Raw genomic sequence first — 21473 nt, forward strand, 5'->3', positions numbered from 1 at the left:
GGAGTCCGAAGGAAAAGACGGCGCGGCGCCGTGAGGCGCCGCCGGGGAAGCGGATGCGAGCCGGGCCGCGAAGCCGGCGCCCGGTACTCAGCGCGGCGCGGCGCTGAGCCGGTTGGTGGCGAGCAGCACGGCGGCCAGCAACGGGAAGCCGGCCAGCGCGAGCAGGCCCGTGTCGAGGCTGCCGGTGGCGGTCTTGACCCAGCCGATCATGGCCGGGCCCCAGAAGCCGCCGGACAGGCCGATGGTGTTGATCAGCGCGATCACGCCGGCTGCCTCGGCGCCCTTGATGAAGTTCGAGGGAATCGCCCAGAACACCGTGTAGGCCATCCACAGCGCGGCGGTGGCCAGCGTCAGCAGGGCCAGCGCGATCGGCAGTTGCGCGTCGAAGCGCGTCGCCGCGGCCAGCGCCAGGGCCGCCGCGCAGGCCGGCACCACCGCGTGGTAGCGGCGCTCGCCGGTGCGATCCGAGCGGCGCCCGATCCAGGTCATGCCGATCGCGGCGGCCAGGTAGGGAATCGCGCTGTACCAGCCGAGCGTGATCAGGTTGGTGGCGCCGCGCGCCTTGAGCAGGGTGGGCAGCCAGAAGCTGATCGCGTAGATCGCGGCGATCAGGCTGAAGTAGGCGATCGCCAGCCGGTAGATCGCCAGGTCGCGCAAGGCACGCCCGAAGCCGCGTTCGTGCAGGTGGGGCGCGGCGATCTCGGCCTCGATGCGCTGCTTCTCCTCGGCATCGAGCCAGCGCGCGTCGGCGGCGCGATCGGGCAGCACGCGCAGCGTCAGGAGGCCCAGCAGCACGCAGGGCAGGCCTTCCACCAGGAACATCCATTGCCAGCCCGCCAGGCCCAGGCGGCCGTCGAGCGTGGTGATCAGCGCGGCCGACAAGGGGCCGCCCACGATGCCGCCGATCGGCCCGGCCAGGAACACGATGGCGATCGCGCGCCCCATCCGCGAGGGGCCGTACCAGCGCGACAGGTACCAGATCATGCCGGGCGCGAAGCCGGCCTCGAACACGCCGAGCAGGAAGCGCATCGCGTAGAACATCGGCACGTTGCGCACGAACAGCATGCAGGCCGAGGTGATGCCCCACAGGCACAGGATCCGGCTGAAGGTGCGGCGCGCGCCGATCCTCGGCAGCAGCAGGTTGCTGGGCACCTCGAACAGCACGTAGCCGATGAAGAAGATGCCGGCGCCCACCCCGTAGGCGGCATCCGACAGCGCCAGGTCCTGTTGCATCTGCAGCTTCGCGAAACCGACGTTGACGCGGTCCAGGTAGGCGAACAGGTAGCAGAGCAGCAGGAACGGCAGCAGTCGCAGGTTGACCTTCGCATAGAGCGAGGACGCGCGGGCGTCGAGACCGACGCGGGAAACAGTCGACATGGGGATCTCCGGTGGCGTGGCTCGGCTCGGCCTTCACGTTCTGGTGTGCGAATGATGTCCAGCCCAAAAAGCACGAGCAACAGCAACTCGGTTCATGTATCGTTGCCGCCAGGGCAACACTCCCGCCGCCTTCCTTTTCGCCCCCGAGTCGATTCATGCGAGAAATCAACCAGCAGCGCCTGCGCTATTTCCATGAGGTCCTCACCCATGGTTCGATCCGCGGCGCGGCCGACCACCTGAACACCTCGCCCTCGGTGATCACGCGCCAGATCCGCCTGCTCGAGGAGGAGCTCGGCACCACCTTGTTCGAGCGGCTCGCGCGGGGCGTGAAGCCGACCGAGGCGGCGGCCCATCTGCTGGAATTCTGGCGCGGCTATCGCGCTCACCAGGAGAAGCTCGAGGAGCAGTTGCACGCGCTCAAGGGGCTGCACCAGGGGCATGTGCAACTGGTGGTCAGCGAGGGTTTCGTCGACGGCCTGGTCGACGAGGTGCTGGCCGAGTTCCTCGCCGCCTATCCCGGCGTGAGCGTCGAGCTGAACATGCTGCCGGTCGACGACATCCTCGACGCGATCGCCGAGAGCCGCGCGCATATCGGCCTGGCCTACAACCCGCCGCCGCATCCGCTGGTGGTGCATCGCATGACGGTCGCGCAGCCGATCGTGCTGCTGACCCGCCGCGATCATCCGCTCGCGCGGCGCGGCGGGCCGGCCAGCGTCGCCGAGGTGCTGGCGCATCCGCTCGCGCTGATGCCCTCGACCTTCGGCATCGGCCACGCGGCGCGCATGCTGGAGTTCGCCGAGAGCGTGCGGATCCATCCCTCGCTGACGGCCAACTCGCTGACCGCGCTCAAGCGCATCGTCGAGGCCGGCTCGATGGTCGCGCTGATCGGCGAGTTCGCGGTGCAGCGCGAGCTGGCGGCGGGCAAGCTCGCGGTGGTGCCGATCTCGCATCCGCTGTTCCTCGACATCAAGGCGGGCCTGCTGGTGAAGCCGGGCAGGCCGCTGGTGGCCGCCGCCAACGAGCTGCTGGACTGGATCATGCGGCGCATGTCGGTATTCGCCGGGGCGGATGGCGCGCGCGATTGAATGCGCGTCGCCGGTCGTGGCGCAGGCATTAAGCGGGCTAATCCACGCCCAAGAAATCGTCGCTTGAGCGCCGCGCGCGCGCTCGACACAATCGCCGGCCTTCCTCACTGAGCCGGCTTCGCCGCCGGCACGGATCGCCCGGCGCATGTCACGCGAGCACTTCTCCTTCCATCGTTCGCCCGGCGTGCCGGCCGGCTTGCCCGCCTGGCGCTCGCGCCTGGTGGTGCTGCTGCTCACGCTCGGTTTCCTGGCCCTGGTCGCGCGTGCCGTCTGGGTGCAGGTGGCGCATCGCGAGTTCTTCGTCGAGCAGGGGCGGCGGCGCTACGAGCGCACCTTCAGCGCGGTGGCGCTGCGCTCGAAGATCCTCGACCGGCGCGGCAACGTGCTGGCCATCAGCGAACCCGTCGACGATCTGTGGCTCGATCCGCAGGATTTCGCGCGCGCCACGCCCGGGCAGGTCGGCGAGCTGGCCGCCGCGCTGCATCTGTCGCCGGCTTCGGTCGATGCGTTCCGGCGGCGCGGCGGACGCTTCGCGCCGCTGCGGCGCGCGGTGCCGCTGGACGTCGCGCGCCCCTTGCTGGCGAGCGCAATCCCGGGCCTGCACGCGATCGCCGCGCAGAAACGCTACTTCCCGGAAGGCGATGCGCTGGCCCAGGTGATCGGCATCACCGGCCGCGACGGCGCGGGGCTGGAGGGCATCGAGCTGGCCGGCAACGCGGCGCTGCGCGGCCAGGCCGCGAGCCGTACCCTGATCGTCGACCGGCTCGGCCGCGCCGTGACCGAGCCGCGCGATTCGGACCTGCCCGAACCGCAGCCCGACCTGGTGCTGTCGATCGACCGGCAGATCCAGCGGCTCACGCAGGAGGCGCTGGCGCGCGGCGTCGAGCGCACCGCGGCGGCGGCCGGCTGCGCGATCGCCGTGGACGTGGCCAGCGGCGAGATCCTCGCGCTCGCCAACGTGCCGAGCTTCGATCCGAACGATCCTGGCGCGCTGGCGGGCGGGCCGCCGCGCAATCGCGCGCTGACCGACACCTTCGAGCCCGGCTCGACCATCAAGCCGCTGACCGTCTCGCTGGCACTGGCCGATGGATTGATCACGCCCGGCACGCGCTTCGATACCTCGCCCGGCGTGCTGGAATTCCATGGCGCGCGGATTCGCGATACCTCGGACCATGGCGTGATCGACACCGGCCAGGTGATCGCCAAGTCGAGCAATATCGGCATGGTGAAGATCTCGCAACTGCTGAGCGCGCAGGCGATGTGGGACAACTTCCGGCGCTTCGGCCTGGGCGGCGCGCCGCTCGACGGCTTTCCCGGCGTGGTGTCGGGCACGCTGCGCAATCCGCATCGCTGGGGGCCGGTGGAGCAGGCCACCATGTCCTATGGCTACGGCTTGTCGGTGTCGCTCGCGCAACTGGCGCGCGCCTACGTGATCCTGGCCAACGACGGGCGCGCCACGCGCCTGAGCCTGCTGCACGAGACGCCGGCGCTCCGCGATGCGCGGCCGGGCGCGGCGGTGATTCCGGCCGCCGTCGCGGCCCGGGTGCGCGCCATGCTGGAGGAGACGGTCGCGCCGGGCGGCACCGCCACCATGGCGCGCCTGCCCGACTATCGCGTCGGCGCGAAGACGGGCACCGCGCGCAAGAGCGATGGACGGCATGGTTACGCGGCGGGGCAGTATCGCGCGGTGTTCGTCGGCATGGCGCCGATGTCGAGGCCGCGCGTGGTGGTGGCGGTGATGATCGATACGCCGCGCAAGGTCTCGTATTACGGCGGGCCGGTGGCCGGGCCGGTGTTCGCGGCGATCACCGAGGGCGCGCTGCATGTGCTCGGCGTGCCGCCCGATCGCGTGCCCTCGCGACCGGGCGCGCCGGTTTCGTCGCGTTCGTCGCGTTCGTCGCGTTGAAGCGGCGGTTTCGCTTCGCGCGTCGCAGGTGCGCTCAGCGGGCGGCGCGCGAGGGCTCGGGCGATTGCCCCAGGCTCACGCCGAGTTGCCCGATGTCGTGCGCGCGGCGCAGCGCATAGTGTGAGCACTGCTGACGGATCCAGGCGCGGAACGAGCCGACCGACATCGCGCTGTCGGCGCGGCGGATCATCCAGTAGCGCGCCGGCGAGCGGATCGCCACCGGCACCACCGGCACCAGCCGGCCGTCGCGCAGGTCGTCGAGCAGCATCGACACGCGCCCGATCGCGACGCCCTGGTGGTTGAGCGCGGCATTGAAGGCCATGCTGCCGAGATTGAAGCGCGGCCCGTCGATGCGCGGCAGCCAGGCCGGCTTGACCGCTTCCAGCCAGGCCTGCCACTCGGCCGAATCGGAGGAGCCGGTCCAGGCCGCCGCGTCGTGCAGGAAGGCGACCTTGCGGTCGAGCTTGCCGGCGCGCAGCGAGGGATGCCGCTCCAGGTAGGCGGGCGTCGCCACCGGCAGCAGCCATTCGTCGAGCAGGGCATCGGCATGCTCGATGTCGCTGAAATCGTCGACCGAATAGCGGATCGCGATATCGACCCCGGTGGTGTCGTGATCGGGCAGGCCGGCCGCCGTGAACTCGGCCTTCAACTGCACCGGATTGCGCGAGAACTGCAGGTGGAAGTCGGACAGGCGCGGCACCAGCCACAGCATCGCGAACGAGGGGCAGCAGCCCACGCGCACCGGATCGTCGGCGCTGGCGATTCGCACCAGGGTGGTCTCGATCTCGTCGAAGCCGCGGCGCACGCCCTCGAGCAGCATGGTGCCCTCGCGCGTGAGCGACAGGCGGCGGTGTTCGCGCACGAACAGCGCGTAGCCGAGGCGGTTTTCGAGCTGGCGGATCTGCTGGCTCACGGCGCTCTGCGTGAGGCTCAGCACGTCGGCCGCGCGCGTGAAGCTGAGCAGTTGTCCGGCGCAGGCGAAGCAGCGCAGCGCGCCCAGCATCGATGAGTCGAGAATCTTTTGCATTAGTGTGGCTAATCGATCGATAAGCCTGGTTTGTGCCAGGCGAGATCGGTCGATCGTTGAAAATCCCTTGGTGGGCGCGATTCTAGCAAACTCGTAATCGAATCGTCAGGCGGCGCGGGCCGGCATGAATTAGCCGGATTAAGGAACCCGGGTTGACGATCCGCGAGCTCAGGCCGCGTTGCGCGGCGCGAAGCGGCCCGGGCTGCCGGCCTCGTGCACGGCGCGCACCAGCGCCAGGGTGGCCGGCGTGCGCTTGCCGATGAAGGCGTAGAAGCGCACCTGGGGCAGCGCCGGCATGCCTTCGCGACGGCCCAGCGCGCGCAGCCCGGGGCGCAGCTGGCTGCGCGCCACCGGCGCCACCGCGAAGCCCGACAACGCGGCGGACAGGCAGCCGGCCATGCTGCTGCTCTCGAAGGCGAGCCGCCATTCGCGCTCGCTCTCGCCGAGCGCGGTGACGGCCGCGTCGCGATAGATGCAGGGCGCCGCGAAGGCGGCCAGCGGCACGATCGTGTCGGACGAGAAGGGCGCCTGCTCGGCATAGGCCCACACCAGCGGTTCCTCCCAAAGCAGTTCGCCGTCCCGATCGATCGGCCCGCATTGCTTGCCGAACACGATGTCGAGCCGGCCGCGCGCGAGCTGGCGCACCAGGTCCGGCGTGATGCCGACCTTCAACTCGATCGCGGCATCGGGATAACCGCGCTGGAAGGCTTGCAGCACGCCCGGCAGCCAGGTGCCGGCGAAATCCTCCGAGGCGCCCACCCGCAGCCGGCCCTGGATCGACGAGCCCTTGAGCCGCGCGAGCGCCTCGCGTTCCAGGTCGAGGATGTTGCGCGCGTAGCGATGCAGGGTCTCGCCGGCCGGCGTGGCGGCCACGCGGCGCGTGGTGCGCTCCAGCAGGCGCGCGCCGGCGCTGTCCTCGAGCCGCTTGATATGGCCGCTGACGGCCGAGGGCGTCAGCGCCAGCCGCTCGGCGGCCGGCGCGAAGCCGCCCAGTTCGATCACGGCCACGAAGGTGCGCAGCAGGACGATGTCGAGGCTGGCCGATTGAGGGCCGAAAGCGGTGTCCACGGCGAACTCCATTCATCACGAAATGTGCATTATAGGCGTCGATTGATCGTCAATCGATCAAGCGGCCTCGCTAGCATCGGAGCTTTCGATATGCCCATGGAGGCGACATGAAGCCCTGGTCCTCGGTATCCACCGCGACGCTCGAGATTGCCTACCTGGAATGGAACCCGCAAGGCGAGCGCGTCGCGATCCTGGTGCACGGCTGGCCCGACAACGCACGCTCCTGGGAGGGCGTGGCGGCGGCGCTGGCCGCGCGCGGCTATCGCGTGCTGGCGCCCGCGCTGCGGGGTTTCGCGCCGACCCGCTTTCGCGATCCGGCCACGCCGCGCAGCGGGCAACTGGCCGCGCTCGGCCGGGACCTGCTCGATTTCATCGACGCGCTGTCGCTCGCGCGGCCGCTGCTGGTCGGCCACGACTGGGGCGCGCGGGCGGTGGCCAATGCCTGCGGGCTGCGGCCGGGCGTGGCCGAGCAACTGGTGATGCTGTCGGTCGGCTATGGCACCAACGATCCGCGCCAGCCGCTGCCGTTCGAGCAGGCGCGCAACTACTGGTATCACTGGTTCATGGCCACGCCGCGCGGCGAGCAGGCGGTGCGCGAGCAGCGCCGTGCCTTCGCGCGGCAGATGTGGAATACCTGGTCGCCCTCGGATTGGTACGAGGAGGAGGCCTTCGAGGATGCCTGCAGCGCCTTCGAGGGGCCCGACTGGGCCGAGGTGGTGCTGCATTCCTATCGGCATCGCTGGGGCTTCGTGGCGGGCGATGCCGCCTACGACGCCGACGAGGCCTTGCTCGATCCCGCGCCGGTGCTGGCGGTGCCGACCCTGGTGCTGCATGGCGCGATCGACACCTGCAACCATCCCGCCAGTTCGGCCGGCAAGGAACGCTTCTTCACCTCGGCCTATCGACGCGAGCTGCTCGACGGCGTTGGCCATTTTCCGCAACGCGAGGCACCGGGCGAAGTGGCACGGCACATCCTCGCGTTCGTCGACGCTCACTGAGCGAAGCGTTCGTCGCTATCGCACCATCGGGCGCGCCATCGCGGATGGCGCGCCCTTCGCGTTGTCCTCCCACGAATCCGCTCGGCCTTCCGCGCCGGCTTCGGCGTAATGCATTTTCACCGATTCGTTCAAATATTTGCTGCACTTGCGCAGCGCCAATTTCCTGATTCGATTCGATTGTCAATCGACATTTTGTTATGTCCTTGTATTGTTGTCCGGACCGAATCATTCCTCTCGATTGAGCTGCGCGGCCCCGCCTGTAAGCTTCCCGCCCGAGTCGGCGGAATCTTTTTTACGTATCAGATTGCAAAAAGATTGATTTTTGTTTTTTGCTACATTACAAATTATTTCCGCGCGTTACATGCGTGAAATGTTAAACGATTAGTACAACAGATAAGAACATGGGCCGGAGCACTGAGAGTGAATAAAGACAATCATCGAGAGGGGGCGGGCAAGTTCCGCCATGGCGCGCGCTTGCCGATGCTGTTGATGGCGGCCGCGATCGGCTTGACGGCATGCGGCGGCGACGATGGCGTCTCGCCTTCGGCCGCGCGGCAGGTCACGCCCTTGAGCACGGCCACCACGGCGCCCGAGCCGGCGCCGTTCGCGCCGCCGCAGCCGCTGCCCGAGGTGGGCGAGCAGTTCGCCAGCTCGCCCACCGGGCTGCCGTATCCGAAGCTCGCCACGCTGTATCCCGGCCACAACGGGCCGAGCATCAACGACGGCATGATCCTGCCCTGGCTGTCGATGCGCGCGCCGCTCAAGCAGAGCGTGATGGTGCAGACGCCGTTCGACACCGACCAGGACGGCAAGCCCGACCGCATCGCGATCCGCATCGTGCAGCCGGCCGAGGTGGCCGAGGGGCTCAAGACGCCGGTGATCGTGCGGCCCTCGGTGTACTACGCCGATCCGACCTACGCCACCCAGACGCGCGCGCCCTTCCTCGGCGAGGCCGAGTACCTGCGCATGGGCTTCACGGTGATCTATGCCGATTCGATCGGCACCAACCTGTCCGACGGCTGCTGGTCGGTGATGGACCGCACCGAGCGCGAGGCGATGGCCAGCGTGGTGCGCTGGCTGACCGGCGACGCCACCGCGCCCGGCACCGACGCGCAGGGCAAGCCGGTGACGGCGAGCTGGTCGACCGGTCACGTGGCGATGGAGGGCATCTCCTACGGCGGCACGCTGCCGAGCATGGTGGCGGCCACCGGCGTGCCGGGGCTGGAGGCCATCGTGCCGGTGGAGGGCATCAGCAGCGGCTACGACTATTTCCGCTATAACGGCGTGATCGCCGACATCGACAACACCGTCACGCTCGGCAGCTACATGCAGCAGGAGCAGTCGAGCGCGCGCGCCTCGATCTGCGAGCCGGCGCGCCAGGCCGCGGTGAGCGCCTCGGACGACGGCACCTATGCCTACAACGACTTCTGGAAGGCGCGCAACACGGTGTCCCTGGTCGACCGGATCCAGGCGGCCACGCTGATCGCGCAGGGGCAGGCCGACAACAACGTCAAGACCAGGAACTCGGTGCAGCTCTACGACGCGCTGCGCCGTGCCGGCAAGCCGGTGCAGCTCTGGCTGCACAGCCGCGACCACGACGATCCGGCCTGGCAGAAGGAATGGCAGAAGCAGATCCTGATGTGGTATTCGCGCTACCTGTTCGGCGTGAACAACGGCGTGGAGAAGCAGCCTACCTACGTGCGCGAGACGCCGGCCGGCGACATCCCCGTGGGCGCCACCATCAGCCGCGGCGAGGACGACACCAGCGACACGCTGATCGGCCACTGCCACTCGGGCCACAACCCGCGCGACTGCATCCCCACCGGCGAGCTGTTCATCAAGGAAGACGCCTGGCCGAAGACGGTCGACGCCGCCTATTACCTGCACGGCGACGGCCGCGCGGGCGGCCTGCTCACGCCCGACACGGCGGACGGCACGGCGGCGCCCTCGGTGGGCTTCAGCAAGAGCACGGCCGTCAGCTACGAGACCCGGCCGCTGGCGAACGCCACGCGCTACTCGGGCACCATCCGCGTGGCGATGCGCGGGCGCTTCGCGCCGGCGGTCACCAACGTGAAGGCGACGCTGTCGGTGGACGGCCACGACGTCAGCTACGGCTGGGCCAATCCGCGCTTCTACAAGGGCCTGGAGACGCCGCAGAACATCGCGGCCGGCACCGACTACGACTTCGTGCTCGAGCTGATGCCGCGCGACTTCACCGTGCTGCCCGGCAGCAAGGTGAAGCTCAAGCTGCAGGGCTACCAGGGCACGGCGCAGGTCACGCTGGACCTGGCGCACACCACGCTGCAGATGCCGATCGTGCCGCAGGCGCGCGTGGCCGCCGTGATGCGTGCGCAATGAAGCCGACGAGATGACGGCACGACGCCGCCGCGCCGGGCGCGGCCGGCGTCGTGCCAGGAATTGACCCGGCGTCGTTCCGAGACGCGCCGTGAACGCCGGGTCGATATGCAGTGCGAATCAACCAGCCCAATAACATCGATTTGCAGAGTATCAACAGGAGAGTCTTCATGACTGGAAGAACCCCCGCCTGGACGCTATGCGCCTTGCTGGCCGCCATGGCCATGGCCGCCTGCGGCGACGACACGTCCTCGCCCGTCAGCAGCTTCGCCGCGAACCAGGCCGCGCCCGTCGCGAGCCCGGCCGCCGGGCCCGCCGCGGACGAAACCGAGCAGCAGGCCTTCGACCGGCTCGCGCCGGCCGACAAGGTGCTCAACGACCCGAACACCTACACCACCACGCGCAGCGGCACGATCAAGCTGGCCTCGATCAACGAGGACACCTCGGTCAAGCGCCACACCATCGCGATCAACGGCAAGACCGTGCCCTACACGGCGCGCGCCGGCCACCTGGTGGCCTACAAGACCAATGCCCAGGGCAAGACGGCCGAGGCGGCGATCTTCTATACCTCGTACACGCGCGACGGGCTGGGCAAGGAAAACCGCCCGGTCACCTTCCTCTGGAACGGCGGCCCGGGTTCCGCCTCGATCTGGCTGCACATGGGCTCGTGGGGTCCGAAGCGCCTGAAGTCGGATGCGCCCAACATGGCCAACGACACGGTGCAGCCGTCCAGCTTCCCGTTCGAGGACAATGCGATCTCGCTGCTCGACGAATCCGACATCGTGTTCGTCGATCCGCCGGGCACGGGCCTGTCCACGGCCATCTCGCCGCTGCAGAACCGCGATCTGTGGGGCACCGACGCCGACGCGCAGGTGGTGGCCGACTTCATCGTCAGCTATACCAACAAGTTCAACCGCCAGAGCTCGCCGAAGTACCTGTATGGCGAATCCTACGGCGGCATTCGCACGCCGATCGTCGCCAACCTGCTGGAGCAGGCCGGCACCAGCGGCTACGTGCCCGACCCGACCGGCAAGCCGGCCAAGGTGCTGGCGGGCTTCATCCTCAATTCGCCCCTGGTCGACTACAACTCGAATTGCGACATGGAGGACGGCTCGGTCACCTGCGAGGGCTACATCCCGTCCTACGCGATGGCGGCCGACTACTTCAAGAAGTCGACGCAGCGCGGCACGCGCAGCCAGGCGGAGTACCTGGCCGAACTGCGCACGGTGGCGCGCACCACCTTCCAGAATACCTACCGGACCTATTTCACCAACGGCCGGCCGAAATCGACCTGGAACGCCTTCGCGGCCAGCTCGCAAGGGCAGGCGGTGCTGAACCAGTTGTCCAGCTACACCGGCATTTCCGCCTCGACCTGGAAGAGCAGCTTCAACTACACGCCGCCATCGTTCCGCACGGCGCTGGTGCCGGGGTATCAACTGGGCCGCTACGACGCGCGCATGAAGGTGCCGAACGGCAACAGCTTCGCGGCGGACGACTACATCAACGTGGCCTTCCTGAACCAGCTCAAGACCTATTTCCCGGACTTCGTGAACTACCAGAGCAAGTCGGCGTACCAGCCGCTCAACAACGACACGATCGGGATCTGGAAATGGGCGCGGGCGGGCCTGCCGGCCAATACCCTGCCGCAGAGCATCACCGATATCCAGGCCGTGCTGACCGCCAACCCGGATGCCAAGCTGCTGATCCTGCACGGCTACGAGGACATCGCCACGCCGGGCTTCCAGACCGAGCTGGACCTGGAAGGCGTGAACCTTGCGGACCGGGTGCCCGTCAAATGGTTCGAGGGCGGCCACATGATCTACAACACCGAGCAGTCGCGCGCGCCGCTGAAGCAGGCGATCGATGCGTACTACCAATCGTCGGCGCAGGCGGCCGATGGTTCCCTGATGTAAGCATGAGCGAGGACAAGCATGAAAATCATGAAACTGATGGTTGCGGCCCTTGCCGGCGGCTTCGCCCTGGCCAACGTCGCCATGGCTAACGGCTACGACGACCTGCCCAAGCCCCCGCCGCCGCCGGGCGGCTGGGCGCAGCCGGAGAAGCAATCGGAGCGTTCGGTCACGGCCGACGTGGATCGCCAGGTCACCGAACGCTTCACGGCGGCCAACGGCGGCGACGCGAACGGCACGCTGTCGAAGCAGCAGGCCAAGGCGGCGGGCTGGGGCCTGGTCAGCGACCATTTCTCCGAGATCGACCGCGCAGGAAGCGGTTATGTCCGCCTGAACGACGTGCTCGACTTCATGTCGCAACGCAGCCCGCAGCGCGTCATGCGGATGCGCAACGCGGCGAAGGCCGGGGGCAATTCCTGAGCCGAGCCGTCCAGCCCTGAGGCAGGCATGCAGCGGGGCTGATATCCCTGATCGGCCGGCATGGAGATGCCGGCCCTTTCAAGACCACGGCCATGCCGGCCGCGTGTACCGACCCGGCATGGCCGATCTTCGCCGGCATGGATGGACGATGCCGGATCCATCTCCCGTTTTTGATCAAAGCGCCTGAATGAAACCAGCGAGGCCGAATGCAGGGCGGGGCCGTGCTCGCCTGTCGCCGGCGGCCAGGGATCGATGTCGGGCGCGTTCGACGCGATCGAACGACGTGGGGCAGGGCACCAGAAAACCAATGAATGGAGAAAAGGCAATGGATCTCGCTGGAAATCGAGGAACGATCCGCGTGGAGGGCAGCCGTGGCCACGCATGAGAATCGCGCCGGCGCACCCGGCCGCGCATCGCTGCTGCTGTTTCAACTGCTGATCGCCGCCGCGGTGATTCCGCGGCCGGTGGCGGCGCAGACGGCACCCTACCAGGAGCCCGGCAGGCTCGGCGACCCCGCCAGTTGGCGCACGCCGGAATTCGCCAGGGAATGGGGGCTCGGCGCGATGCACGCCGAATACGCCTATGCGGCCGGCTTCACCGGCAGGAACATCGCGATCGGCGTGCTCGATTCCGGTTATTACGCGCAGCATCCCGAACTATCCCCCAACCGCTACATTCCGGTCACCTCGGACGGCATCCCGGGCGTGCTGAATCCGAACAACAACAATCACGGCACGCTGGTCAGCGGCGTGATCGCGGGTGCGCGCGACGGCACCGGCATGCATGGCGTGGCGCCAGACGCGACGGTCTACGAAGGCAATACCAATGCCACCGACGGCTTCCTGTTCGGCGTATCCGATCCGAAATTCCCCGGCTCGGACGCGAAGTATTTCTCCGATGTCTACGATGCGATCGCAGCCAAGGGCGTGCGCATCATCAGCAACAGCTGGGGCTCGCAGCCGAGCGACGAGAACTACAGCACGCTCGCCAGGCTGACCGATGCCTACAAGCTGCACGAGGCGGTGCGCACGCGCACCGGGCAGCGCACCTGGCTCGACGCGGCCGCGAAGGTGTCGCGCGAGGGCGTAGTCAACAACTTCAGCTCGGGCAACACCGGCTACGACAACGCCAGCCTGCGTGGCTCCTACGCCTATTTCCACCCGGAGCTGGAAGGGCACTGGATGACCACCACCGGCTACGACGAGCAGGTCGGCCAGGTCTACAACAAGTGCGGGATCGCGAAATGGTGGTGCGTGATGGCGCCGACCGGCGTGCCGTCCACCTCGTATTCCGGCACCTCGGCGGCGCCCACCGGCGCGACCTACGCGAACTTCAACGGCACCTCGGCGGCCGCGCCGCACGCGTCGGCGGCGCTCGCGCTGATCATGGAGCGGTTCCCCTACATGAGCAGCGAGCAGGCGCTGTCGGTGATGTTCACCACCGCGCAGAACATGGAGCCGGACCCGAGCCGGCCCGACTACACCAGCAACAACAGCCTGTTCCAGGCGGTCCATCCCGCGAAGCCGGGCAGCAGCGGCGTGCCGAACGGGTTTGGCGGCTGGGGCCTGGTCGACCTGAAGAAGGCCATGAACGGGCCGGGGCAGTTGCTCGGCACCTTCCGCGCGGCGCTGCCTTCGGGCACCGCCGACGTCTGGTCGAACGACATCTCCGATGTCGCGCTGGCGGCGCGCAAGATCGAGGACGATGCCGAGCATCGCGCCTGGCTCGACACGCTGCAGTCCAGGGGCTGGCAGCAGGGCCTGCCGGCGGGGGCGAGCGACGGCGACAAGGTCGACTACGCGACCGGCGTGGCGCGCGAGGCGGCCCGCCAGGCGCGCGAATACCAGGGCAGCCTGGTGAAGTCGGGCGCCGGCACGCTCACGCTGGCGGGCGCGAATACCTATCGCGGGCTGACCACGGTCGATGGCGGCGAGTTGCGGATCGACGGCTCGATTGCCTCGGGCGCGGTGGTCAACACGGCCGGGCGGCTCACCGTGAACGGCCGCGCGGCCGACATCGCGGTGAACGGCGGGCTGGCGACCATCGCCGGCACCAGCGCGGCGCTCGCGATCGACCAGGGCGGCACCGCGGCGGTGACCGGCACCGGCAGCACCGGCGAGGTGCGGCTCGCCAACGGCTTCGCCTCGCTGGGCGGCAACAGCGGCAAGGTGAGCGTGCAGGCGCTCGGCGTGGCGGCGATCACGGGCCGCACCGGCGACGTGGCGGTGGACGGCGGGCGCGCCTCGCTCGACGGCAGCAGCGGCGACGTCACGGTCGGCAACGGTGGCCTGGTGAACGGCAATGGCGCGATGCGCTCGCTGAACGCGACGGCCGGCGGCACGGTGGCGCCGGGGCACTCGGTCGGTAGCTTGTCGGTGGCGGGCGACCTGAGCCTGGCGAGCGGCTCGACCTACGCGGTGGAGTTGTCGCCGAGCGGCGCGAGCGACCGGATCGACGTGGGCGGCAAGGCCAGCCTGGCGGGCGGGGCGCTGAGCCTGGCGCTCGAGAACACGCCGCCGCCGCTGAGCGGGGAGCAGTCGCGCTCGGTGCTGGGGCGCAGCTTCGTGATCCTGAATGCGGCGGGCGGCGTCGATGGGCAGTTCGCTTCGCCCGGTGCCTATCTGTTCGTGTCGCCGTCGCTGGCCTATGGGCCGACCAGCATCAGCCTGACCGTGAATCGCAACGCCGCGCGCTTCGCCAGCGTCGCGAACACCGACAACGAGCGCAGCGTGGCGAACGCACTGGAAACCGTCGATCCGGGCAGCGCGGTCTACAACAGCGTGCTGTTCGCGACCGCCGCGCAGGCGCCGCAAGCCACGCTTTCGCAGTTGACCGGCGAGATCTACCCGGCCGCCTACGCCACGCTGATCAACGAAAGCCGGCAGGTGCGCGATGCCGTGCTCGATCGGCTGGCCGGTACCGGCGGTGGCAATGCCGGCAGCGGCGACGCGGCGGCCGCGCGACCCGGCGTCTGGGCCCGGCTGCTGGGCTCCTGGGGCAGCGCGCGCGGCGACGGCGTGAACGGCTACACCAGTTCTACCGGCGGCTTCCTGGCGGGCGCGGACGCGGCCGTGCGCGACGCGCTGCGGGTGGGCGGCATCGCCGGCTACACGCACAGCGGCATCAGCCTGCGCGACCAGCCGTCCTCGGCCTCGTTCGACAGCTTCCATCTCGGCGCCTACGCGGCATGGCAACCGGGCGCGCTCGGGCTGCGCGCGGGAGCGGTGCACGCCTGGCATCGCGGCGGCGTCGATCGGGCGGTTCGCTATGGCACCGCCGCCGAGTCGGAAACCGGCACGCTGAATGCGGAGACGAGCCAGGTGTTCGGCGAGGCGGCCTACCGGCTCGGCCTGGGCTCGGCGCTCGAGCTCGAGCCCTTCGGCCGGCTCGCCTACCTCCACCTGAGCAACCACGGCGCGACCGAGTCGGGCGGCGCGGCGGCCTTGCGGGTGCAGGAGGGCAACAACGACGTGTCGTTCTCGACGCTGGGCTTGCGCGGCACCACGCAGTTCGCGCTGGGTTCGTCGATGCAACTGACGCTGCAGGGCAGCGTGGGCTGGCAGCATGCCTTGACGAGCGGCCGACCGGTGGCGACACTCGCCTTCGCCTCGGGCAGCGACGGCTTCACGGTCGCCAGCGTACCGGTGGCGAAGGATGCGGCGGTGCTGAGCGTGGATGCCGGTTTCGCGTTCGGCAAGGCCGGCCGCGCCAGCCTCGGCTACTCGGGCTCGCTGGCCAGCCGCCAGGCCGATCACGCGGTGCGGGGCAGCCTGGGCTGGAAGTTCTGATCGCGGATTCGCCTCGGGCGAACCCATCAAGCCGCGGACGCCTTCGGGCGTCCGCTTTCCCATCATCGACGGAGTGGCGATGACTCTCGACACGCGGCCGGGCGCGAGCGGCGCCTGGCAGGACATCACGATCATCGACGACCTGCTGCCCGGCGACGAGCAGGCCGCGATTCACCGCCTGCTCGCGCAAGGCACCTGGCAGCACGGCTGGCGTTCGCACAACGGCGCCGGCGCGCAGGCGTTCTGGAATCGCCATTTCGCCGGCTCGCAGGATCCGGCGCGGCTGGACGGGCGCCACGACGCGAGCGAGGAACTGGCCGCGCGCGAGCCGCTGCTGGATGCCTGCTGGCAGCGGATCGCGCGCGGCTATCTACGGGGTCACGCGCTGCAGAGCTGCTACGCGAATGGCCTGCCCTACGGCACCGACGGTTCGGTGCACACCGATTCGCTGGCGATCGGCGCCTGCACCGCCGTGTATTACCCGCACCAGCACTGGGACCCTGACTGGGGCGGCGAGACGATCCTGTTCAACAAGGACCGCAGCGACATCCTCGCGGCGGTCTACCCGAAGCCGAACCGGCTGCTGGTGTTTCCGGGCTTTCTCTACCACGTCGCGCGCGGCGTGTCGCGCGCCTGCCCGACGATGCGCATCACGCTGATGTTCAAGACGCAGATGCGCATGTGAGGCCGCGCAGCGAGCCGCTGCGCTTTCCATCTACACCTGCCACGAAGCCGCGCGACCCGCCTGCTTGCCGTAACGCGCACGTGCCGCGCGCACCGTCTCGCGCTCGACTTCGCCCTGTTCGGCCAGCGCGTGCAGCGCCGCCAGCACGATCGAGGCGCGATCCACCTCGAAGAACTCGCGCAGCGCCTGGCGCGTGTCGCTGCGCCCGAAGCCGTCGGTGCCGAGCGTCACATACGGCGCCGGCACCCAGGCGCGGATCAGCTCGGGCAGGGCGCGGGCGTAGTCGGTCGCGGCGATCACCGGCCCTTGCGCGCCTTGCAGCGCACGGCGCACCGCCGGTTCCGCCAGGGCATCTCCATCCGCATCCATTTCCGCCCCAAGCCGCTGCGCGCGCTCGATCGCGATCGCGTCGCGATGCAGCTCGGTGAAGCTGGTCACGCTCCACACCTGCGCCTCGATCCCCCAGTCGTCCTGCAGCATCGCGGCCGCGGCCAGCACCTCGGTCATGATCGCGCCGGCACCCAGCAACTGCACCCGCGCCAAGCCATGCCGTTGCGGATGCAACGAATAGATGCCGCGCAGGATGCCCTCGCGCACCGCCTCGCCGGCCGGCATCGAGGGCTGGGCGTAGTTCTCGTTGGTCACGGTCAGGTAATGGAACACGTCGCGCTGCTGCTCGCCCATCTCGCGCATGCCGTGCTCGACGATCACCGCCACCTCGTAGGCGAAGGCCGGGTCCCAGGCACGGCAGTTCGGGATCGCCGAGGCGGCCAGGTGGCTGGTGCCGTCCTGGTGCTGCAGGCCCTCGCCGCCGAGCGTGGTCTTGCCCGAGGTGGCGCCGATCAGGAAGCCGCGGGCGCGCTGGTCGGCGGCGGCCCAGATCAGGTCGCCGACGCGCTGGAAGCCGAACATCGAGTAGTAGATGTAGAACGGCAGCATCGGCAGGTCGTGCACGCTGTACGAGGTGGCGGCGGCGATCCACGAGGAGATCGCGCCGGCCTCGGAGATGCCTTCCTCGAGGATCTGCCCGCTGGTCGATTCGCGGTAGTAGAGCATCGAGCCGAGGTCCTCGGGCTCGTAGCGTTGCCCCAGCGGCGAATAGATGCCGACCTGGCGGAACAGGTTGGCCATGCCGAAGGTGCGTGCCTCGTCGGCCACCACCGGCACGATCCGCTCGCCGATCTCCGGCGCCTTGAGCAGGCCGCCCAGCATGCGCACGATCGCCATGGTGGTCGACATCTCCTTGCCCTCGGCCTCCAGCGCGAACTGCCCCCAGCCGGCCATCGGCGGCACCGCCAGCGGCCGGCTCGCGGCGCGGCGGCGACGCGGCAGGTAGCCGCCGAGCGCCTGGCGGCGCGCGTGCAGGTAGCGCATCTCGGGGCTGTCGGTGGCCGGGCGGTAGAACTTCACCTCGGCCACCTCGGCATCGCTGAGCGGCAGCGCGAAGCGGTCGCGGAAGGCCTTCAGGTCGTCCAGGTCGAGCTTCTTCTGCTGGTGCGTGGTCATGCGGCCCTGGCCGATCGCGCCCATGCCGAAACCCTTCATGGTCTTGGCCAGGATCACGGTGGGCTGGCCGCGATGCGCGAGCGCCCTGGCATAGGCCGCGTGCAGCTTGCGCACGTCGTGGCCGCCGCGGCGCAGGCGGTCGATGTCGTCGTTGCTGAGGTGGGCCGCCAGCGCGGCCAGTTGCGGGTTCTGCTGGAAGAAGTGCTCGCGGTTGTAGGCGCCGTCGTTGGCCGAGAAGGTCTGGAACTGGCCGTCCACGGTGTTGGCGAAGGCGCGCAGCAGGGCGCCGTCGCGATCGCGCGCGAACAGCGCGTCCCAGTCCGAGCCCCACAGCACCTTGATCACGTTCCAGCCGGCGCCGGCGAACAGCGTCTCCAGCTCGTCCACCACGCGGCCGTTGCCGCGCACCGGGCCGTCCAGGCGCTGCAGGTTGCAGTTGATCACGAACACCAGGTTGTCGAGCTGCTCGCGAGCGGCCAGCGACAGCGCGCCGATCGATTCGGGCTCGTCCATCTCGCCGTCGCCGAAGAAGCCCCACACCGTGCGTCCCGCCGTGCCGAGCAGCTTGCGATGCTCGAGGTAGCGCATGAAGCGCGCCTGGTAGATCGAGTTGATCGGCCCGATCCCCATCGAGCCGGTGGGGAACTGCCAGAAGTCGGGCATCAACCACGGATGCGGATAGGAACAGAGCCCGGGCCCGGCGATCTCGCGGCGGTAGTGGTCGAGATGCGCCTCCTCCAGGAAGCCCTCCAGGTAGGCGCGCGCATACACGCCCGGCGCCGAATGCGGCTGGAAATAGACCAGGTCGGCGTCGCGCTCTGCATCGGCGGCGCGGAAGAAGTGGTTGAAGCCGACCTCGAACAGGTCGGCGGCCGAGGCGTAGCTGGCGATATGGCCGCCCAGCTCGCCATAGGCGCGGTTGGCGCGCACCACCATGGCCAGCGCGTTCCAGCGCAGCGCGGCGGCCAGCCTGGCCTCGATCTCCAGGTCGCCCGGGTAGGGCGGCTGGGCGTCGAGCGCGATGCTGTTGGCATAGGGCGTGGCGCGCACGCGCCCGGTGGCCAGCCCTTGCGACGAGGCGTGCAGGGCGAGCTGGTCGAGCAGGTAGCGCGCGCGCTCGGGGCCGGCGTGCTCGACCACGCCGTCGAGCGCGGCCAGCCATTCCCCGGTTTCGCCGGGGTCCTCGTCGATCGGGTCGAGGGGCAGGGCGAGGATCGACGGCACGCCGTTCGACAGGTCGGTCATGATGCGGCTCCGGGCAGGAGAAAGCAGGTGGGGCCGCGAGTTCGGAAGCAGCGGCGATTCGACTAGCGTACTGAGCCCGTTGCGGAATGTGTGTCTGAATTGCATTGCGTTTCGGCCGGGAATCAGTATAAATATTCCGCCGATCCTGCCTTTTCTGGAATTGTTACATTCATGCCCAGTGACTCGACCCGGCTCGACCGCACCGACATCGCGATCCTCAACCAACTGCAGCAGAACGCGCGCATCACCAACGCCGAACTGGCGCGCGCGGTGAACCTGTCGCCCACGCCCTGCTTCAACCGCGTCAAGGCGCTGGAGAAGCTCGGGCTGATCAAGCAGCAGGTGACCCTGCTCGATCCCGATCCGCTGGGCCTGAAGATCAACGTGTTCATCCAGGTCAGCCTGGAGAAGCAGCAGGAGGACGCGCTGCGCCGCTTCGAGGCGGCCATCGACAAGCGGCCCGAGGTGATGGAGTGCTACCTGATGTCGGGCGACGCCGATTACCTGCTGCGCGTGCTGGTGCCGAGCATGCACGGGCTGGAGCGCTTCATCATGGACCAGCTGACCACCATTCCGGGTGTGTCGAACATCCGCTCGAGCTTCGCGCTCAAGCAGGTGCGCTACCGCACCGCCTTGCCGCTGCCGGCGGCGGGGCTGACGCTGAGCCGCGAGGAAGAGGATACGCACGACGAGGATTAATGCGTGGCCCGGGCGCTGCGGCTTTCCGCCGGTGCCTTCCCGGGCTTGCACGAGCCGTCTCGGCGGATATCGCCGTGCCTTGTTCGCATTAGTGAGCCTAATGTTTCGGGTAGAAATGCTCGTTTGTCGGGCCGGCCCCGCGCGCGCAGAATGCCCGGCCAAGGAGGAATGGTCATGGACACCATCGAAATCAAGGGCACCCGCTTCCCGCGCTTCGCGCTGCTCGCCGCCGTCACGCCGATCCAGCGGCTCACGCGGCTGGAAGCCGAACTCGGCGAGCGCCTGAACGGCGTGCAGCTTTATGCGAAGCGCGACGACCACGTCGCGCTCGGCGGCGGCGGCAACAAGCTGCGCAAGCTCGAACTGCACCTGGGGCAGGCGCTGGCCGAGGGCGTCGACACGCTGATCACGGTCGGCGGGATCCAGTCGAATCACGCGCGGCAGACCGCGGCGGCCGCGGCGCTGGCCGGGCTGCGTTGCGAACTGGTGCTGGCGCGCATGGTGCCCCGCGAGGGCGTCGACTACGAGCGCAACGGCAACGTGCTGCTCGACGAACTGTTCGGCGCGACCGTCCAGGTCGCGCCGGCGGGCACGTCGGCGTTCGATCTGGCCCAGGCGCGCGCCGAGGAATTGCGCCGCGCCGGCCGCAAGGTGCTGGTGATTCCCTCGGGCGGCTCCACCGGTCTGGGCGCGCTCGGTTATGCCGCCTGCGCCGCCGAGATCGACGCGCAGGCGCGCGAGCTCGGCATCGAGTTCGCCTGCGTGGCCTGCCCGAACGGCAGCGCCGGCACGCATGCGGGGCTGGTGGCGGGCTTCCACGCGCTGGGCCGCGACCCTGGCCTGGTGCGCGCCTACGGCGTGCTGGCGCCGGCCGACGAGGCCGCCGCGATGACCGTGAAGCTGGTCGACGAAGCCTGCGCGCTGCTCGGCATCGCGCCGCCGCCGGCCGGCACGATCGGCGTGGAGGGCGCGCATCGCGGCGAGGGTTACGGCATTCCCACCGAGGGCATGCTGGCGGCCGTGCGCCTGATGGCGCGCAGCCAGGGGCTGCTGCTCGACCCCGTGTACAGCGGCAAGGCCTTCGCCGGGCTGCTGGCCGACATCGGGGCGGGACGCTTCCGGCGCGGCGACAAGCTGCTGTTCCTGATGACGGGCGGCGCGCCGGCGCTGTATGCCTACCGCGGCATCTTCGAGGAGGCGCGCGGCCAGGCCTGAGCCCCGGCCGGCCTGCTCCAGGGCCGGCTTCATTAACCGGGCTAATGCGGCGAGAAGAAATCCTCGCTTGAGCCCCGCGCGACGCGCCGACAGAATCTGCCCTGGCGCGTCGACGCGACTTCATGCGGCGCGCCGGCGCCCGGCGCGCGCGGCACGGCCGACGCGCCGCGCGTGTCCCGGCGCGGGGCG

The 21473-nt window shown here is 69.4% G+C and carries 14 protein-coding genes; 10 read left to right on the plus strand and 4 right to left on the minus strand.

All coding sequences use genetic code 11. The annotated features are described in order from the left end of the window. Window positions 1–87: 87 nt before the first annotated feature. On the minus strand, window positions 88–1377 hold the full coding sequence (locus F3J10_RS16255; protein ID WP_167234492.1) for an MFS transporter: 1290 nt from the start codon (window positions 1375–1377) through the stop codon (window positions 88–90). 155 nt (window positions 1378–1532) lie between these two features. On the opposite strand from F3J10_RS16255, the gene F3J10_RS16260 reads away from it, so the two are divergent. Both F3J10_RS16260 and F3J10_RS16265 read left to right on the plus strand, forming a co-directional pair. Beyond that, on the plus strand, window positions 1533–2462 hold the full coding sequence (locus F3J10_RS16260) for a LysR family transcriptional regulator (protein WP_167242475.1): 930 nt from the start codon (window positions 1533–1535) through the stop codon (window positions 2460–2462). Window positions 2463–2607: 145 nt separating this feature from the next. Beyond that, a complete protein-coding gene (locus F3J10_RS16265; protein ID WP_167242476.1) occupies window positions 2608–4368 on the plus strand; it encodes a penicillin-binding protein 2 in 1761 nt (586 codons plus the stop codon). 34 nt (window positions 4369–4402) lie between these two features. Here the strand turns inward: F3J10_RS16265 and F3J10_RS16270 are convergent, their stop codons facing one another. Further along, a complete protein-coding gene (locus F3J10_RS16270) occupies window positions 4403–5395 on the minus strand; it encodes a LysR family transcriptional regulator (RefSeq protein WP_025099243.1) in 993 nt (330 codons plus the stop codon). Window positions 5396–5563: 168 nt separating this feature from the next. Further along, the gene (locus tag F3J10_RS16275) at window positions 5564–6475 is read right to left on the minus strand and encodes a LysR substrate-binding domain-containing protein (RefSeq protein WP_013689698.1); all 912 of its coding nucleotides are present in this window, start codon (window positions 6473–6475) and stop codon (window positions 5564–5566) included. A gap of 95 nt (window positions 6476–6570) precedes the next feature. Between F3J10_RS16275 and F3J10_RS16280 the strand changes: the two genes are divergently transcribed. The 6 genes from F3J10_RS16280 (at window position 6571) to F3J10_RS16305 (ending at window position 16619) form a co-directional block, all read left to right on the plus strand. Next, window positions 6571–7461 carry an alpha/beta hydrolase gene (locus tag F3J10_RS16280; RefSeq protein WP_025099242.1) on the plus strand — a complete coding sequence of 297 codons (891 nt, stop codon included), beginning with the start codon at window positions 6571–6573 and terminating at the stop codon, window positions 7459–7461. Between the two features lie 420 nt (window positions 7462–7881). Next, window positions 7882–9819: a Xaa-Pro dipeptidyl-peptidase gene (locus F3J10_RS16285; RefSeq protein ID WP_167242477.1), complete on the plus strand. Its 1938-nt coding sequence runs from the start codon at window positions 7882–7884 to the stop codon at window positions 9817–9819. 167 nt (window positions 9820–9986) lie between these two features. Continuing rightward, the gene (locus F3J10_RS16290; RefSeq protein WP_166913077.1) at window positions 9987–11729 is read left to right on the plus strand and encodes a peptidase; all 1743 of its coding nucleotides are present in this window, start codon (window positions 9987–9989) and stop codon (window positions 11727–11729) included. A gap of 18 nt (window positions 11730–11747) precedes the next feature. After that, window positions 11748–12146, plus strand: a complete 399-nt coding sequence (locus F3J10_RS16295) for a hypothetical protein (protein WP_025099239.1) — start codon at window positions 11748–11750, stop codon at window positions 12144–12146. A gap of 371 nt (window positions 12147–12517) precedes the next feature. Beyond that, window positions 12518–15934, plus strand: a complete 3417-nt coding sequence (locus F3J10_RS16300) for an autotransporter domain-containing protein (protein WP_345791212.1) — start codon at window positions 12518–12520, stop codon at window positions 15932–15934. A 79-nt stretch (window positions 15935–16013) separates the two neighbouring features. After that, window positions 16014–16619 (plus strand): 2OG-Fe(II) oxygenase, encoded by a 606-nt coding sequence (locus tag F3J10_RS16305; RefSeq protein WP_166913075.1) that lies wholly within the window; start codon window positions 16014–16016, stop codon window positions 16617–16619. A 30-nt stretch (window positions 16620–16649) separates the two neighbouring features. Here the strand turns inward: F3J10_RS16305 and mdeB are convergent, their stop codons facing one another. Then, on the minus strand, window positions 16650–19370 hold the full coding sequence (mdeB, locus tag F3J10_RS16310) for an alpha-ketoglutarate dehydrogenase (protein ID WP_167242479.1): 2721 nt from the start codon (window positions 19368–19370) through the stop codon (window positions 16650–16652). A 171-nt stretch (window positions 19371–19541) separates the two neighbouring features. On the opposite strand from mdeB, the gene F3J10_RS16315 reads away from it, so the two are divergent. After that, a complete protein-coding gene (locus F3J10_RS16315) occupies window positions 19542–20069 on the plus strand; it encodes an Lrp/AsnC family transcriptional regulator (RefSeq protein WP_025099235.1) in 528 nt (175 codons plus the stop codon). A 174-nt stretch (window positions 20070–20243) separates the two neighbouring features. Next, window positions 20244–21284 carry a D-cysteine desulfhydrase family protein gene (locus F3J10_RS16320; protein ID WP_167242480.1) on the plus strand — a complete coding sequence of 347 codons (1041 nt, stop codon included), beginning with the start codon at window positions 20244–20246 and terminating at the stop codon, window positions 21282–21284. Window positions 21285–21473: the final 189 nt, after the last annotated feature.

This window comes from Burkholderia sp. Cy-637, from assembly GCF_011753175.1.
Taxonomy (GTDB): domain Bacteria; phylum Pseudomonadota; class Gammaproteobacteria; order Burkholderiales; family Burkholderiaceae; genus Burkholderia; species Burkholderia gladioli.